We start from the raw sequence: 16204 nt of genomic DNA on the forward strand, positions 1-16204 counted from the left end.
AGAAAGGAAATTGTGAAAATGAAAATAGAAAAACAGATGCTTACAGACTGGCAGTTTGCTGTCGGTGATACCATGGATTGTCTGGAAAACGGACATACCGTACAGGTTCCACATACCTGGAATATCGAAGAAGGAACCGAAGAGTACTGGGGAATTGGCTGGTACCGGAAGGAACTGGAAGTTCCGGAAGCATGGCTTGCCGGATGTGTACGGTTGTATTTTCACAGCGTCTATCATGACGCAGTTGTGTACGTGAACGGAGAAAAAGCAGGAGAACATAAAAATTCCGGCTATACGCCATTTACAGTGGACATTACAAAGTATCTGAAAGCCGGAAGCAATATAGTTACTGTTTCAGCGGATAATCGCTTTTCCCCGGATATGCTGCCGGTCAATCGAAGCTTTGACTGGGCGAATGATGGAGGGATTATCCGACCGGTGGAACTGTGGGTTACCGGAAAAGCATATATTAAGACAATGACTGTTACTTCCCGGCCGGTGATTACGACAAAGGAGGAGCGGCAAGACGAAGGTCTTGGTATCTTTGGAATCGAGGCCGAGATCGGACAGCCGGAACAGATGGAGAATCTGCAGCTGGAGTGGCAGATTGCAGAAGGCTGCGATGATACGGAGAAAGTGATACGGGAAGGATGGATGGAGAACGGAACAACCAGGATTACGACAGGAAACATGATTCTGGAGAACATTCATTACTGGCATTTTGATGCGCCTGTTTTGTATACCGTTACTGTGACGCTGAAAAAACAGGGAGAAATTCTGGATCAGAAAGAAAAAGTGGTAGGATTTCGTGATTTCCATATACAGGGAAGACGATTTTTCCTGAACGGTGAACCGGTAAGAGTCTGTGGTACAGAGTGGATGCCGGGGTCAGACCCGACGTATGGAGCTGCTGAGTCAAAGGAGCAGTTGGAAAAGATGCTGCGCTGCCTGAAAGGAACCAACTGTGTGTTTACCCGGTTCCACTGGCAGCAGGACGACTGGGTATTTGACTGGTGCGACCGGCATGGAATGCTGGTACAGGAAGAAGTTCCTTTCTGGGGAAAAGAACCGGAAAAGGCTGGAGAACAACAGCTGCGTATTTTTAAACAGCAGATCGCAGAAATGGTGGAAAATCACAGACATCATCCATCGATTATTGCCTGGGGCGTGGGAAATGAGCTGGACGGACTGTGTGACGAGACGATTCAGTATATCAAAGATGCAATTGCCTATGCGCACATTATAGATTCGGAGCGGGAGGCTTCTTATGTGACGAACCGCATTTATGAAAATCCGGCAAAAGACGGAACCACAGACGGTGATTTTATGATGATCAACGACTATATCGGAACATGGCATGGAGATCTTGATCAGTATAAAGAGTGGAATCAGGTAGTAAAGATGAATCCGGACAAGCCGATGGTTCCTTCTGAGTTTGGTCTGTGTGAACCGGCATTCGCAGGAGGCGATACCAGACGAAATGAGATTTTTCTGGAAAAGATGACCTGTTACAGGAAGTACCCCAATATAGCAGGAACCATATATTTCTGTCTGAATGATTACAGAACCCAGATGGGTGAAGAAGGGGAGGGAAAACTGCGGCAGAGGGTTCACGGATCTACAGATTTGTGTGGTAATCCGAAACCATCGTACCATACAGTAGCAAGAGAGTGTGCACCGGTCATTCTGGAAAAGGAAGGAACAAAGGTAAAAGTAACCTGCCGGGATAATCTCCCGTGTTACACGGTGAAGGGTTATCAGCTGGTTGCAGTGAATGGAGAAAAAAGAGAGCAGATTTCCATTCCAACATTACTTCCGGGCATGAGTTGGACGACAGAGGTGTCAGAAGAAACAGCGGTACAGATCGTACGGGCAAATGGAGAAATTGTCACACAAAAATAAAAATTTCACTCAAGTGCAAACGTTGACTTGATGTTCAAGTAAATCAGAGAAGGGTACTACCAGAAGCTTTACCGGTAGTACCCTTTTTGAAGAAAAACAAAAATTTTCTCATTGTACAATCCTCATCTCCGTATTACAATCAATCATAGAACACAGGTAACTATTCAGCTATCCATGATCCTGCGAGATGTTTTGCGGGAATATGCCAAAATCGCATCGCCGAAGTCGATGTTTTATGGATTTTGACTCGAAACTGTGAGGGTACTGAGCAGTTACGAATGTAATTTACACAGTGAGGAATATCAGGCCAGGATCTGTACTTGTGCGAAAACATGACGACGATTGTTAAATATGTCAAATTTGCAGAGTGCATTCAGGCTCGGTTTATATAGCCCCTCCAATAATGAATAAAAAATGTCAGAATATGCAGGAAAACCTGCAAAACCAGAGGAACGGAAGGAACAGCACATGACATTCAGAGAACAGATCAGGGATCTTGCCGGCAATCAGTCCTACAGCAGGGGACTGCAGATCTATAACAGAGGAAAGGTTCTGCGTTTTCAGATGGAGAACGAAGAGGGAAATGATGAGAATGTAGTACTTGAGGCAGAGGTGGAAGGCAGCGGTGAGAATGTCTACCATGTATCTATGATATGGAATACGATATGGGAGGATCTGCAGGAGTCTGAGTGCAGCTGTCCGGCGTTCTGGGAATATGACGGGATCTGTAAACACTGTGTGGCGGTACTTCTGCAGTATTATTATGAAAGAAAAAATGCTGTCGGACGAACCGGCCTGTCGCAGATTCCCGGTGTGAAAAAAGGGATAGCGAGAAAAACTACAGGAAGCATTCAGAAACTTCTGCAAAAAGAGGCACTTGTCCGCAGTCTTCCTGTGATTCAGGGGGATATCTGTGGAAAAGTACGTCTGGAACCGCATATGATTGTGGACAATACCGGGATCAGCGTGAATTTTAAGCTTGGTGCTGACCGGCTGTATGTGCTGAAAGACGTTTTCGGATTTGTAAGAGCTGTGGAGAACCATGAAAATATATCGTATGGAAAAAATCTGCAGTTTGTTCATGCGCTGGATGCTTTTGAGGAATCCTCCAGACCACTGGTATCTTTTCTGATTCGCTGGGCTGAAAAAAATGAATATCGCTATGGCGGATATCACACGTATTATGCATCCTATGGAAATGCAAGAGAAAAAAATATCGATCTGTCGGCGACGGAAGCCGAAGATTTTCTGGAGCTTATAAAAGAAAAGGAGATTTTGGCATCGGTATTTTATACGGATGAGAAGATGTGGTATGTTTCGGATCTGCTTCCGGAACGCTCACTGAAAATGGAAGGAAAAGAAGACGGAGTGGAAGTCAGTATCAACCGGCTGTCCGGAATACGGGCGGAAAAATACAATATATTTTTTGTCTGTGATCAGATTCTGCTGGAACCAAGGGAAAGAATGCAGCCGGTAGAGGAATTTATGGAATGTATGGCAGAGATTCCGGAACGGAAAATTTTTGTGGAAAAGGCAGACGTTCCCCTGTTTTGTATGGAACTGCTTCCGGCACTGGAACAGTGCTTTACCTGTACGAAAAAAAACTTTGACGAACAGGAGTATGGAGTCGCCGTTCCGGAATTTTCCATCTATCTGGATGCCCCGCAGGCCGATATGATCACCTGCAAACCACAGGTACAGTATGACAAAAAAAGATACAGTCTGTATGCAACGACGGATATAGCGTTGCGGGATCTGAAAAAAGAAGCGGTGGTAAGGGAAGTGATCCGGCAGTACGGAGAAGCCTACGATGAGAAACAGCAGGCGATGGTTATCACCGATGAAGATAAGATCTATGATCTTTTGAACGAAGGGATTCCTGCATTACAGGCAATCGGGGAGGTTTATATTTCCGATACGCTCAAAGGCATGCAGATACACCCATCCCCCAAAGTTTCCGTGGGAGTATCGATTGACAGTGGCCTGATGAAACTGCAGCTGACGGCAGGCGAGATGTCGAAGGAAGAACTGATCGATATTCTCTCCCGCTACAACAGGAAGAAAAAGTATTATCGCCTGAAGGACGGAAGCTTTGTTCAGAAGGAAGACCGTGGACTGGATGTTCTGGCAGATATGCGGGAGACACTGCAGCTGACGGACCGGCAGCTGATGGAGGAAACGATTCCGGTGGATACTTACCGGGCACTGTACATCGATGGACAGCTGCGGGATAATCCGGAAATCTCTTCGGTAAGAAACAAAGACTTCCGTGCGCTGGTTCGTAACATGAAGACGATGGAAGACAATGATTTTGAGATTCCGCAGGAACTGGAAGTGATTCTGCGCGGTTATCAGAAAACCGGATTCCTGTGGCTGAAGACACTGGGAGCTAACGGATTTGGCGGAATCCTGGCAGATGATATGGGTCTGGGAAAGACATTGCAGGTCATCTGTTATCTGCTTTCGGAGCATCAGGAACGGCGACAGATGGCTCAGAAAGAGAAAAACGGGAATTGCCGGGAAACTATAGATATACAGAAAACGGAAGAAATCACAGACAGGGAAGCTCCGGAAACGGAGAAAGAAAAGAAAGATCTGGAAAAGGCAAAGAAACAGATACGTAGAAATGCTCTGATCGTAGCTCCTGCATCTCTTGTATATAACTGGAACAGTGAACTGGAGCGGTTTGCCCCACAGCTGGCCGGAAAGATGATCGTGGGAACAGCAGCACAAAGACATCAGCTTCTGGAGACGGCCGGCGAAGAGGATATTTTGATCACATCCTATGATTTACTGCGAAGGGATATTGAACACTATAAAAATTATCGGTTCCGCTGCCAGATCATCGACGAAGCACAATATATCAAGAATCATACTACACAGGCAGCCAAAGCGGTGAAAAAGATCCAGGCGGATACCCGGTTTGCACTGACCGGAACACCGGTAGAGAACCGGCTCAGCGAGCTGTGGAGTATTTTCGATTATCTGATGCCGGGATTCCTTTACAGCTATACGAGATTTCGTTCAGAACTCGAGGTGCCGATCGTACAAAATGACAGCGAGGAGGCGGGAGAACGGCTCCGTAAGATGATCCGCCCGTTCGTGCTGCGGAGACTGAAGAAAGATGTACTGCGTGATCTTCCGGACAAGCTGGAAGAAAATATGTATACCCGTCTGGAAGGAGAGCAGCAGAAGTTATATGATGCGCACGTAAAACGGATGAAACTTCTGTTAGATAAACAGAGCGAGGAAGAATTCAATACTTCCAAAATCGTTATCTTATCCGAACTGACCAAACTGCGTCAGATCTGCTGTGACCCGGCATTGCTTTTTGAAGAATATAAAGGAGAGTCGGCAAAACTTGAGATGTGTGTGGATCTGATTCGAAACGCGGTGGAAAACGGACATAAGATCCTTGTATTTTCCCAGTTTACCACGATGTTGAGTCGGCTGGCAGACCGGCTGGAGAACGAAGAAACGGCGTACTATATGCTGACCGGTTCGACCGGAAAGGAAAAGCGGGCAAAGCTGGTGGAGGAGTTTAATAAAGAAGATAACCCAACAGCTGTTTTTCTGATCTCCCTGAAAGCCGGAGGAACCGGTCTGAATCTGACGGCAGCGGATATTGTGATCCACTATGATCCCTGGTGGAATCTGGCAGTCCAGAACCAGGCTACTGACCGGGCTCACAGAATCGGTCAGAAAAATGTAGTCAATGTATACAAACTGATTGCTAAGGATACGATTGAAGAAAATATTGTAAAATTACAGGAAAAGAAGCATGCCCTTGCTGACCAGATCCTGAATGGAGCAGATATGGGAAGCGGCAGTTTTTCCAGAGAAGAGATTCTGGAACTGCTGGGTGGCAAGTAAGAATCTGGGGTAACTGTTCAGAAGCTACTGCGAAGATACTGAACAGTTACAGGTTGAAAGATAATTCTGGGAGAAGGTATATACTAATCCATCCTTTCACCCAGGATTATTTTTTTCAGCTCTCTTGCTCCGGAATTCAGAGGGTGCTGATGATCATGAACCAGGCATATGTGGCGAAGAGGCAGCTTTTCGGATATTGCAATCTGAAGAACCTCCTGTTTTGCCAGAGATTCCAAAGCCATAGGTTCCGGAAGAAATGCCAGTCCCAGATTGTTTTTTACCAGAGGAAGGATCTGGTCTGTAGTAGCAGCCTCAGTATCAGGTATGAGTTCCAGCTCCTGGGAAAGAAAAAGCTGATTATAGAACTGAAAAGTGGCAGTTTCTCTCCCCAGGCAGATGAAAGGATATTTCTTCAAATCTGAAAAACAAAGTTCCTTTTCGGAAAGAGCGGAAAAAGAAGGTCCACCGATAAGGATCTCCCGGAAGGACTGCAGCGGAGTAAGGTGCAGTGGCAGTTCCGCAGGAACAGGGGTTGATAAAACAGCAAAATCGATTTTTCCGCTTTTTACAGCTGCGATAGCCTGGGGTGAAGAGTAGTTATAGATTTTCAGTCGAATTCCCGGATAGGCGGTACGGAAAGCCTTCAGCTTACAAAGCAGAAAAATATTCAGCGCCGTCTCTGTGGCTCCGATAGTAACGCTCCCGTGGGTCAGAGAGGCACTGTCAGATAACTCCTCCTCAGCAATAAATAATTGAGCCATGGCAACAGAAACGTGGGTGTAGAGCTGCTCGCCTTCCGGAGTGAGCTGTATCCCTCGATTGGTGCGGATAAATAAAGTGTTGTGCAGCTGCTGTTCCAGACAGTTCATAGCCCGGGTTACATTTGGCTGCGTGCTTCCCAGTGCCCGGGCAGCCTTCGTGAAACTGCCATATTTGGCAACATAATAAAAAATTTTATAGTATTCAAAATTAACGTTCATGGGCGTACCTCTGATATATCAAAAAATAATATATAACATATCTATTATAGCTTTTACTTATTATTGTGTCCATAGTATAATTGTTCGGAATAAAAAGAGCAAGAAAAGTGAGGCAGCGAATATGAAAGAAAGTATGATTTTTCCAAGAGAAGAAAAAACGGAAATATTGTTCCAAAAGATTCTGGAAGATCCATGGGCCTGCGAAAAACTTCAGGAAACCTTCTGCAATTCGTGTTTATGTGGCGAAGAAACAGATGAGGTATTTTCGCCGGATCAATTTTCAAAAGCTTTATTTACGGCTTATCAAAATCGTGATCTCTCGGCATTCCTGATGGAAATCTGCCGGAATACCATGTTTGATCTCCTGCGAAATGCATGTCTGATTCCCTATCGTTTCGATGCAGACGGAATCAAAAATCCCGTGATCATGACCGACGGGCAGGGGAGACTTCTTCTTGAATACAGTAGTGTAGCTCATGAAAAAGAGTACAGACATTTCGAAGAGGTCTATCAACGTCTGGGAGCCGGAAGAAAAATGTATTTTGCAAAGGCTTATCGATACAGTCATTGTTATGACAGCCATATGGAAGTGGAACAGCAGATTCTTGAAAAAAATACAGGTGTGTTATTGATTCATGAACTGCCGGATACTGTAAAAAAGAAAGAAACAGAAGCTCAGGCATATGCAGCTGTTTGGGATCTGATGGCAAAACTGGAAAAGAATCTGCCCATGGCTTTTGTTTTTTACGGCCAGGACACATTGATGGAAAATAATAAAACATATGACGAGATCGGTATTTTTCTGCCAAACTCTCACTTTTTAAAAAATCTGGAACGTCATGTGGCGAAGGCGGAGGCGATTCTTTATGGCTGATAAAGAAAGTGTGGTAAGACAGACATCGGAATATACGGATATTATGGAAAAAAATCATATGGAAATTCCATGGCATGATTATGCCAAGGCAGACAGCAATGTGCTGATCGCAGAGGCGGATCTGATCGAAAAAGCATCTGTGATCGGCAGGGTAGGACTTATGATGCTTTCCTGTGGAACCGGTGCCTGGCGTGTACGCACCTCTATGAATCGGTTGTCCAAAGAGCTGGGAGTGACCTGTACCGTGGATGTTGGACTGATGTCCATCGGGTTTAACTGCTTTGACGGGACAGATTGTGTTTCCCAGTCCTTAAGTATAGCCAATACAGGAGTCAATACATCCAAACTTTATCGGATGGAGCAGTTTGTAGAAAACTTTCCGAAGATCGAGAAACAGCTGACGGGAGAGGAGATCCACAAACGTCTGGATGAAATAGAACAGATTCATGCGCTCTATTCGCCCTGGAAGCTGGGAGCGGCTGCAGCGCTGGCGTGTGGCGCTTTTACATTTCTTCTCGGCGGAGGACCGGTGGAGATGCTGTTTGCCTTTATTGCCGCAGGTATCGGTAATTTCATCCGTACCAGGATGATAAAGCATCATTATACCTTATTCTTAAATATTGCAGTTTCCGTATCAGCGGCATGTCTGATCTATGCAATCTGTCTTAATCTGGCGGAAAGCCTGCTCCATATATCGGCGGCTCATGAGGCAGGGTATATCTGCTCCATGTTATTTATCATTCCGGGATTTCCTTTTATCACCAGCGGAATCGACCTGGCGAAACTGGATTTGCGTTCCGGTCTGGAAAGACTGACCTATGCGTTGATCATCATACTGGTGGCAACCATGGGAGCCTGGATCACGGCAATGATCCTGAAATTACAGCCGGAGGATTTTATAGCAGTACACCTGGGAACGGCATCCAGGCTGATTTTTCGTCTATGTGCCAGCTTTTGCGGTGTTCTTGGATTTTCTATTATGTTTAACAGTTCTATTCCCATGGCCTCCACGGCAGCGATGATCGGAGCAGTAGCCAATACTCTGCGGTTGTCCCTGGTCGATTTTACCGGGATGCCGGCGGCTGTAGCTGCATTTACCGGGGCACTGGCAGCTGGACTGCTGGCGTCGCTGATCAAAAAAAACAACGGATATCCAAGAATTTCACTTACAGTTCCTTCAATTGTTATTATGGTGCCGGGATTGTATTTTTATCGAGGATTTTATAACCTTGGAGTCATGTCCCTAAATGAAGCGGTCTCCTGGCTGGCTGCGGCAATATTGATTGTAGTGGCACTGCCTCTGGGACTTATTTTTGCAAGGATATTTACGGACAGGACTTTTCGGTATTGTACCTGATATATATCCTGAAAAGTGATGTTTCACTCGATAGTTTGTATGAAGAAAAGTAACTATTCAGTAGGTAGTATTCCGCGAGGCGTTTTGGCATGAATATGCCAAAATCCCGAGACATGCAAGCCAAAATGCCATCACCGAAGGTGATTTTAAATGCATTTTGGCTCGTAACTGTGAAGCTGCTGAACAGTTACGAAGAAAATATTATTGTCGAAAGAAATCTTTGCAGATTTTACTTGGGGTCATAGAAAAAGAGAGTGTTTTTTAATCTGTATATTGTATAAAAATACACAATAAAATGTAAAGTGTGATATAATGGAGAAAAGTCAGTTGCTGTCCGGTATTCCCGGGAATATTGAACAGATACCAATTTGATTACTACATAAAATTATACAATGACGGAGGGTTTTTACATGAAAGTAGGATTAGCAGGAACAGGCTGGAGAGCACAGATGTATGTGCGTGTAATGAAAGCGCTGGGAGAAGAATTTGAAGTATCGGCAGTGTATGTGCATTCAGAGTCCAGCAGGGAGCGGGAAGAGAAAAATTTCCCGGGGAAGGTGTATACAGACTATGACGAATTTCTGGCAACAAAGCCGGACTGTGTAGTCTTTATGTTAAAATACGGTGCTGCACTTCCATTTGCCGAGAAAGCCATGGAACAGGGAATTCCGGTTCTGTGTGAGACACCGCCGGCAGCAACAGTAGAAGAACTACAGGCCTGGTATCGGGCAAAAGAAAAATACAACGGAAAAGTACAGGTGGCAGAACAGTATTGCTTCCAGCCTTATTATCAGGCACTGATCCATATGATCGACCAGGGTAAACTGGGAACGATCAGCAATCTGGATATTTCCCAGGCCCATGATTACCATGGCATGAGCGTGATGCGACGATTACTCGGCATAGGTATGGAAAACTGCAGGATCACAGCCAGAACCTATGATTTTCCGGTGAATTATCACTGTGGAAGAGAGGGCCTTCATAAGGGGGAAAAAACCATCGTGGATACAAGAAAACGTGCAGAATTTGTCTTCCCGGATGGAAAGGTTGGATTCTTTGATTTTGCCGGTGAGCAGTATTTTAACTATTTCCGTACCCGTCATCTGACCCTTCAGGGAGATTGCGGAGAAGTTCATGATCAACAGGCAGCCTGGCTTGGTCAGGACGGTTATCCGGTCCGGGGAAGCATCCAGAGAGACGAACTGGGACAGTATTCTAACCTGGAAGGCTACGGAATGAGAAGTCTGAGGCTGAACGGAGAGATTCTGTATAGAAATCCATATGCAGACAGAGATCTTCGTCTGACAGACGAGGAAATCGCTGTTGCCCAGATGATGGAAGGCATGAAAACATATGTAGAGACAGGAAAGGAAGTGTATCCGCTGGAAGAGGCACTGCAGGACACCTATCTGTTTCTGATGATGGATGAAGCGGCGAAGGAAGGAAAAGAAATCCAGACCCAGGATCAATGCTGGAAAAAACAGTAATGTATAAAATAAAAAACTTGAAATACCGTTTTTGACAGAGTATACTTTACCGCTGGAAAAATAAAACAACTGGGAGAATAAGACAGAAGGTTGTGTAGAAATGAGGGAAGATCATTGAAACAAAATTCACGAAGACAGATGTCAGAATCCTTTCTGACAGCAGCTTTTTTATCTATATCCGGCGGTTTGCAGGATGCCTATACCTATATATGCAGAGGCGAGGTATTTGCCAATGCACAGACAGGAAACATTGTGCTCTTAAGTCAGAGCCTTGTGGAACGAAAATGGTCCACGGTGATTCATTACCTGATCCCATTGGGATTTTTTGCCATGGGAATCGTAGCGGCAGAAGGTATCCGGCAAAAATATAAAAATGTACAGAGGATTCACTGGAGACAGTTGGTTTTACTGATGGAAATGCTTTTACTGCTTGTGGTCGGATTCCTTCCAACAGCATGCAACCTTCTGGCCAATGCCATGGTATCCTTTGCCTGTGCCATGCAGGTGCAGACCTTCCGTAAAGTCAATGGCTATGCATTTGCCAGCACCATGTGTATCGGCAATATCCGAAGCGGCATGGAATCTCTGTGTATCTATGGAAAGACAAAGGATAAAGAAAAGCTGTACAAAGCCGGTCATTATCTTGGAATCATCGGAATGTTTGCGGTAGGTGCCGCTGTCGGAGGCCATCTGATCCTCCTGCTACATGAACGAACCATCTGGGTTTCCTGTGGATTGCTTTTCGTGGGATTCCTCCTGATGTTTATCAAAGAAGAACTGGAAGAACATCCCCGGATCCTGGAAGAAGAGCAGGAGATTCGCAAGAATATTCAAAATATCCGCGAGGAAGCCAAAGAAGTAGAAAACATTATTAAAGATGACCTGAAAAAATAAAACAGATCCGTATCTGTGTTGCTGTCCTGGATGATAGTTGCGGCATAGATACGGATCTTTCAGGTGTTACGGTATTGTTTGTTCCGCTGATGTCGTCTGATCAGACGAAGTGTCCGACCTGGTATGCGGTTGGTGTGCATCCCATATGTTCCCGAAATACTTTGGTATAATAAGAAGAACTGGAAAACCCGCATAGATTACTGATTTCAGTAATAGACAGCTGCTGGTCAACCAACAGAGGAAGGCTTTTCTCAATCCGGAAGGAAAGAAGATAATCAAATAAAGACTCATTCATATGTTTTTTGAAAAAGCGACAACACTCACTCTGACAGATATTTGCAGTTGCAGCAATATCAGCCAGAGTGATTTTTTCCGCGTAATGTTCCTGAATGTACATCAGAATATTTTTCAGACGATCGGTATGCTTAGATTCACTGTTTCCGGAACTGCTAGTCTGATGGGAAAGGTGGTTCCATAGAAACATCCAGATATGGGTGATTCGCCATTGCAATTCCATCTCATAAGTGGCGGAGGGCTGTTTGGAAAGCATCCAGATGGCAGACAGTTCATCCAACACCTCCTTTTGCCAGGGAATGTCAGGAGAAAATGCCAGACTATGCAGTCCGGGATGCTTTGTAATAGTGTTCAGATATTTATTCTGGATCACGCTGTCTTCATATCCGTAAAGAAAGCGGGGATGAAAGGTTGTGGAAATATAGATACAATCGGAATCATGACAGGAAGAACCGGTATGCAGACGGTTGCTGTTGCAGAAAAGCCCCTCACCGGCCTGCAGGTGATAGATGGTATCGTTGACCTGATATTGCATCTCGCCCTGAAGGAGAATCGTCAGCTCAATTTCTTTATGCCAGTGCCAGAGAAAAGACTTTCTTTCATAGCGAGAAAGCTGTTCGTAGCTTACGTTGACCGGGAAAGCATAGGTTCCGTGAGACTTTAATTCTTTTTTGTTGTTGTCTAACTGTAATTGCATGAAAAAACCTCAATATATTTATAAAGTAAGCTAATATAGTTATTGTGATGCTATATGATTCTCATTATAATGATAATTAGCAGATAGTCAATATCAGTATGTGAAAATAAAAAAGGAGAAGAAACATGAAAACAGCAAATGTAGCAGAAGCAGTAAAAAGTGAACATGTAGTTGCACTGTTGAAACAGATGTACGGAGAGAACAGAGTAGAGGAAAATGCAGCAAGATACCAGCTGGTAGCGGATGGATTTGCCAAAGAATTCGGAGATAAAGCCTTTGAATTCTTCTCAGCACCGGGAAGAACAGAGATTGGTGGAAACCATACGGATCATAACCACGGAAAAGTCCTGGCAGGAAGTGTACATCTGGATTGTGTGGCGGCAGCTGCACCCAACGGAACCCACACTGTAAACCTGATCAGTGAAACATATAACCAGCATCTGGTGATCGATCTGGATGACCTGGCTCCGGCAGAAAAAACAACAGGAACCGAACCGCTGTTAAAAGGAATCTTTGCAGGACTGCTGGAAAAAGGATGCAAAGTAGAAGGATTTGACGCTTATGTAACTTCCAACGTAATCGGTGGAGCAGGTGTAAGCTCTTCCGCATCTTTTGAGATGCTGGTATGTGTTATCGTAGATTACCTGTTTAACGAAGGAAAGATCGACGTTGTCACTTATGCAAAAGCAGGACAGTATGCAGAAAATAAATACTGGCTGAAAGGTTCCGGTCTTCTGGATCAGCTGGCATGTGCCGTTGGCGGTATGATCACCATCGACTTTGCAGATATCGAAAATCCGGCCATCCGTGAGATCAAATGCGATTTTGATGAGATGGGCCATGATCTGGTTATCATCAACACCGGAAAAGGTCATGCAGATTTGAGTGCAGAGTATTCTGCAGTTCCGAATGAAATGAAAAAAGTAGCAGAATACTTCGGAAAAGAAGTTCTGGAACAGTGCAAGGAAGATGATGTGATTGAGAATGTAAAAGCTATTCGTGAATTCGCCGGTGACCGTGCGGTTCTGCGTGCATTCCACTTCTTTGAAGAAAACAAACGTGTGGATGCAGAAGTAGAAGCACTGGAAAAGAAAGATTTCGCCACCTTCTTTAACAAAATCACAGAGTCCGGTGATTCTTCCTGGAAATGGCTGCAGAACTGCTACTGCAACGAGACTCCGGACGAACAGTCCATTACTGTTGCACTGGCTCTGACCAAACTGTATCTGGATAAGATCGGTCGTGGCGTATGCCGTGTCCATGGAGGCGGATTTGCCGGTGTTATCGCCGCATTCCTTCCAAAAGAAGAAACCGAAGGATTTACAAAATATATCAACAAAGCGCTGGGAGAGGGATCCGCATATGTTATGCACATCCGTCCGCAGGGAGCTGTAAAAGTAGAATTCTAAGTATCTGAAAAAGAGGTCTGCAAAGGAGAAGAAGATTCGAATTTGCAGACCTCTTTTTCACGATAAAACGTTACATAAAATACTGCAAAAATACAAAATACTATTAAAAGTAATAAAAACAGCCCGAAAAGCAAAGAAATACATTACTTTTGCAATTGTGAAGATATGCACAATATGAATTGTCAAACAGGGGAAATATAATTGGAAGAACACAGACAGTGAGGACCGAAAAAACGGTGAGTAACACTGTACGGTAAAGGTGGTGATTACAATTATAAGCTATGCGCCCGTGTGGAAGACGATGAAGAAAAAGTGCATTTCACAGTACGAACTGCTTCGGCGGGGAATCGATAACAGAACGTTGGATACCTTGCGTAAAAATGGAAATATGACATTATATACGTTAGAGAAAATCTGCAAAGCTTTAGATTGTAATCCCGAAGAAGTAGTGGAATTTACAGATGATGATAACAGTTCCGAAAGGGAATAAAGATAAATGAGTGGGAAGACAGAATGATTTTCGACAGCCGGAAAGTATATGAGCTTTATCAGAGATATAGCGAACAGGCGTTGGAAATCTTGCACAGATCATACTGTGACCTGACAGTTGGAGAACGCCGTCAGATATGGGATGAGATCTGGGAAGAAGCGATGCGGAGGAAAAGAGAACTTCGCCATTTAAAGAGCGAAGAGGAAAAACAAAGCTGGATACTGGCTCTTGTAAACAGAAAGATAAAAGAAAGGAAATCGAAAGACAAAAGTCTCGGATTATGAGACAAAAGAAGAAGAAAATATGGTAGAATGTGGGTAACTGGAAAAATCAATCGAACAGTTACCTTTTTTGTTACAGGAGGTGAAGCAATGAAAAAATGGATCATGATGCTGGCAGTCCTTGTTACGTTCTGCCTGGCGGGATGCGGGGAAAAGCCGATGACGGCGGTGTATTTTCAGGCGGATGACGGCAGCTGGTATTTTGCAGATCTGGATACCGACACGATTTTCTCTGGAACGATACCGGATAAACTCACAGATGGGAACGGAAAGAAGATGACAGAGGCAGACATGCAGGATGGGGACGTTTACCTGATCTATGGAGATGGTATCATGCTGGAGAGTTTTCCGGGGCAGTATCCGGGAATTACGAAGCTGGTACGAAAAGAACAGGGGAATCAGGAAAAGGCGGATCAATATCGGCAGCAGTTGTCTTCTGTGATGCGCCCGGTGGCAATCGAGTGATAAAATAAAACTTTTTCGTGCTAAAGTGTTGACAAATGAAAGAATAGAGCATAGAATAAGACCATCAAAAGCAAAACCGATGAGAAAGAGGAGTAAGCTTTAAAAGAAATTTCAGAGAGTGGCAGGTGGTGTGAGTGTCGCATGGATTTTATAGCTGAATGGACTTTCGAGGGCAGCCCGAAATAAAGATCTTGTAAGAAAAGAGTAGGCACTGCCGGGAACCAAACCCGTTATCAATGAGGAACGTATGATAGTACGTGTAAAGTGGACGATTCGTCAATTTGAGTGGTACCGCGATAATAAAGAATTTTATTACCGTCTCAAGCTAAATGCTTGAGGCGGTTTTTGTTTTTATAAAAACAAAATTCCATCTCTTTTGCTTTTGAACCATCAAAAAAGGAAAAGAAAAGGAGAAAAAAATTATGAAGAAGAAAGTATTGGCAGTAATCTTAGGAGCAGCAATGGTAGCATCTATGGCAGGGTGCGGAGGAAGCAACGCGAAGACCACAGACACAGCAGAGTCAACCGAAACAACAGACAGCACCGATGATGCAGAAAGCACAGATGCAACAGAAGCTACAGACGGAGAGAACTACACGATCGGTATTTCTCAGTTTGCAGAGCATGGATCTCTGGATAACTGCCGTGAAGGCTTCCTGGAAGGTCTGAAAGAAGAAGGCATCGAAGAAGGAAAGAACCTGACCGTAAAAGTAAACAATGCAGATGCAGATATGGGAACCGCATCCCAGATCGCACAGAGCTTTGTGACAGATAACGTGGATCTGATCTGCGCGATCGCAACACCAAGCGCACAGGCGGCTTACAACGCAGCAATGGAAAAAGGAATTCCGGTTGTATACACCGCAGTTACCAACCCGGTAGAGGCAGAGCTGGCAACCGAAGACAAGATGCCGGTAGGCGCTGTTACCGGAACCAGCGATCAGCTTCCGGTAGAAGCACAGTTAAAGATGATCCGTGAAATCCTTCCGGATGCAAAAACCATCGGAATCCTTTACACCACCAGTGAAGCAAACTCCGTATACAGCATCAGTCAATACGAAGAACTGGCAGACCAGTATGGATTTACCCTGGAGACAGCAGGTATCACCAGTAGCTCCGAGATTTCTCTTGCAACCGCAGATCTGCTGACCAAAGTAGACTGCCTGACCAACCTGACAGACAACACCGTAGTAAGTTCTCT

At 44.6% G+C, this 16204-nt stretch carries 13 protein-coding genes and 1 other annotated feature (1 of these 14 running past the window's edge); of the genes, 11 read left to right on the forward strand and 2 right to left on the reverse strand.

Annotation, left to right across the window (positions count from 1 at the left end; all coding sequences use genetic code 11):
- Positions 1-18: 18 nt before the first annotated feature.
- Together ETP43_RS01210 and ETP43_RS01215 are read left to right on the forward strand one after the other, a co-directional pair.
- The gene (locus tag ETP43_RS01210) at positions 19-1902 is read left to right on the forward strand and encodes a glycoside hydrolase family 2 protein (RefSeq protein WP_129256852.1); all 1884 of its coding nucleotides are present in this window, start codon (positions 19-21) and stop codon (positions 1900-1902) included.
- Positions 1903-2316: 414 nt separating this feature from the next.
- A complete protein-coding gene (locus ETP43_RS01215; protein WP_243114148.1) occupies positions 2317-5775 on the forward strand; it encodes a DEAD/DEAH box helicase in 3459 nt (1152 codons plus the stop codon).
- An 83-nt stretch (positions 5776-5858) separates the two neighbouring features.
- Here the strand turns inward: ETP43_RS01215 and ETP43_RS01220 are convergent, their stop codons facing one another.
- Entirely contained in the window at positions 5859-6755 is an 897-nt protein-coding gene (locus ETP43_RS01220; RefSeq protein ID WP_129256853.1) for a LysR family transcriptional regulator, read from the reverse strand.
- 121 nt (positions 6756-6876) lie between these two features.
- Here ETP43_RS01220 and ETP43_RS01225 point away from each other — a divergent pair, with 121 nt between their 5' ends.
- The 4 genes from ETP43_RS01225 (at position 6877) to ETP43_RS01240 (ending at position 11367) form a co-directional block, all read left to right on the forward strand.
- Complete coding sequence (locus ETP43_RS01225; RefSeq protein ID WP_129256854.1) at positions 6877-7629, forward strand: DUF4866 domain-containing protein; 753 nt, start codon at positions 6877-6879, stop codon at positions 7627-7629.
- The gene (locus ETP43_RS01230) at positions 7622-8986 is read left to right on the forward strand and encodes a threonine/serine exporter family protein (protein WP_129256855.1); all 1365 of its coding nucleotides are present in this window, start codon (positions 7622-7624) and stop codon (positions 8984-8986) included. Before ETP43_RS01225 ends, ETP43_RS01230 begins: the two co-directional genes overlap by 8 nt.
- A 410-nt stretch (positions 8987-9396) precedes the next feature.
- A complete protein-coding gene (locus tag ETP43_RS01235; RefSeq protein WP_164979559.1) occupies positions 9397-10473 on the forward strand; it encodes a Gfo/Idh/MocA family protein in 1077 nt (358 codons plus the stop codon).
- Positions 10474-10611: 138 nt separating this feature from the next.
- Positions 10612-11367 carry a YoaK family protein gene (locus ETP43_RS01240; protein WP_129259375.1) on the forward strand — a complete coding sequence of 252 codons (756 nt, stop codon included), beginning with the start codon at positions 10612-10614 and terminating at the stop codon, positions 11365-11367.
- 100 nt (positions 11368-11467) lie between these two features.
- On the opposite strand, the gene ETP43_RS01245 is transcribed toward ETP43_RS01240, so the two are convergent.
- Positions 11468-12358 (reverse strand): helix-turn-helix transcriptional regulator, encoded by an 891-nt coding sequence (locus tag ETP43_RS01245; protein ID WP_129256857.1) that lies wholly within the window; start codon positions 12356-12358, stop codon positions 11468-11470.
- A gap of 125 nt (positions 12359-12483) precedes the next feature.
- Here ETP43_RS01245 and ETP43_RS01250 point away from each other — a divergent pair, with 125 nt between their 5' ends.
- From ETP43_RS01250 to ETP43_RS01270, 5 genes are all read left to right on the forward strand, one after another.
- Positions 12484-13767 carry a galactokinase gene (locus ETP43_RS01250; protein ID WP_129256858.1) on the forward strand — a complete coding sequence of 428 codons (1284 nt, stop codon included), beginning with the start codon at positions 12484-12486 and terminating at the stop codon, positions 13765-13767.
- Positions 13768-14029: 262 nt separating this feature from the next.
- Positions 14030-14257: a helix-turn-helix domain-containing protein gene (locus tag ETP43_RS01255; RefSeq protein ID WP_243114149.1), complete on the forward strand. Its 228-nt coding sequence runs from the start codon at positions 14030-14032 to the stop codon at positions 14255-14257.
- A gap of 23 nt (positions 14258-14280) precedes the next feature.
- Positions 14281-14541 carry a hypothetical protein gene (locus ETP43_RS01260; RefSeq protein WP_164979561.1) on the forward strand — a complete coding sequence of 87 codons (261 nt, stop codon included), beginning with the start codon at positions 14281-14283 and terminating at the stop codon, positions 14539-14541.
- An 87-nt stretch (positions 14542-14628) separates the two neighbouring features.
- Positions 14629-15003, forward strand: coding sequence for a hypothetical protein (locus ETP43_RS01265; protein WP_129256860.1), 375 nt, complete (start codon positions 14629-14631; stop codon positions 15001-15003).
- Positions 15004-15073: 70 nt separating this feature from the next.
- Positions 15074-15329 (forward strand) — a binding site (T-box leader).
- Positions 15330-15425: 96 nt separating this feature from the next.
- A protein-coding gene (locus ETP43_RS01270; RefSeq protein WP_129256861.1) for an ABC transporter substrate-binding protein crosses the window boundary here: on the forward strand, positions 15426-16204 show its 5' portion. 304 nt of this gene lie beyond the right edge of the window; 779 of the gene's 1083 nt are visible here — the first part of the coding sequence; its start codon is at positions 15426-15428; the stop codon falls past the right edge of the window.

It is taken from the genome of Blautia faecicola (assembly GCF_004123145.1).
Taxonomy (GTDB): Bacteria; Bacillota; Clostridia; order Lachnospirales; family Lachnospiraceae; genus Oliverpabstia; species Oliverpabstia faecicola.

Excerpts from the sequence above, each read along its gene's own strand:
- ETP43_RS01225 (WP_129256854.1), top strand. The coding sequence starts at position 6,877 with ATGAAAGAAAGTATGATTTTTCCAAGAGAAGAAAAAACGGAAATATTG.
- ETP43_RS01230 (WP_129256855.1), top strand. The coding sequence starts at position 7,622 with ATGGCTGATAAAGAAAGTGTGGTAAGACAGACATCGGAATATACGGAT.
- ETP43_RS01220 (WP_129256853.1), bottom strand. The coding sequence starts at position 6,755 with ATGAACGTTAATTTTGAATACTATAAAATTTTTTATTATGTTGCCAAA.
- ETP43_RS01265 (WP_129256860.1), top strand. The coding sequence starts at position 14,629 with ATGAAAAAATGGATCATGATGCTGGCAGTCCTTGTTACGTTCTGCCTG.
- ETP43_RS01235 (WP_164979559.1), top strand. The coding sequence starts at position 9,397 with ATGAAAGTAGGATTAGCAGGAACAGGCTGGAGAGCACAGATGTATGTG.
- ETP43_RS01250 (WP_129256858.1), top strand. The coding sequence starts at position 12,484 with ATGAAAACAGCAAATGTAGCAGAAGCAGTAAAAAGTGAACATGTAGTT.
- ETP43_RS01240 (WP_129259375.1), top strand. The coding sequence starts at position 10,612 with ATGTCAGAATCCTTTCTGACAGCAGCTTTTTTATCTATATCCGGCGGT.
- ETP43_RS01210 (WP_129256852.1), top strand. The coding sequence starts at position 19 with ATGAAAATAGAAAAACAGATGCTTACAGACTGGCAGTTTGCTGTCGGT.
- ETP43_RS01260 (WP_164979561.1), top strand. The coding sequence starts at position 14,281 with ATGATTTTCGACAGCCGGAAAGTATATGAGCTTTATCAGAGATATAGC.
- ETP43_RS01245 (WP_129256857.1), bottom strand. The coding sequence starts at position 12,358 with ATGCAATTACAGTTAGACAACAACAAAAAAGAATTAAAGTCTCACGGA.
- ETP43_RS01215 (WP_243114148.1), top strand. The coding sequence starts at position 2,317 with ATGTCAGAATATGCAGGAAAACCTGCAAAACCAGAGGAACGGAAGGAA.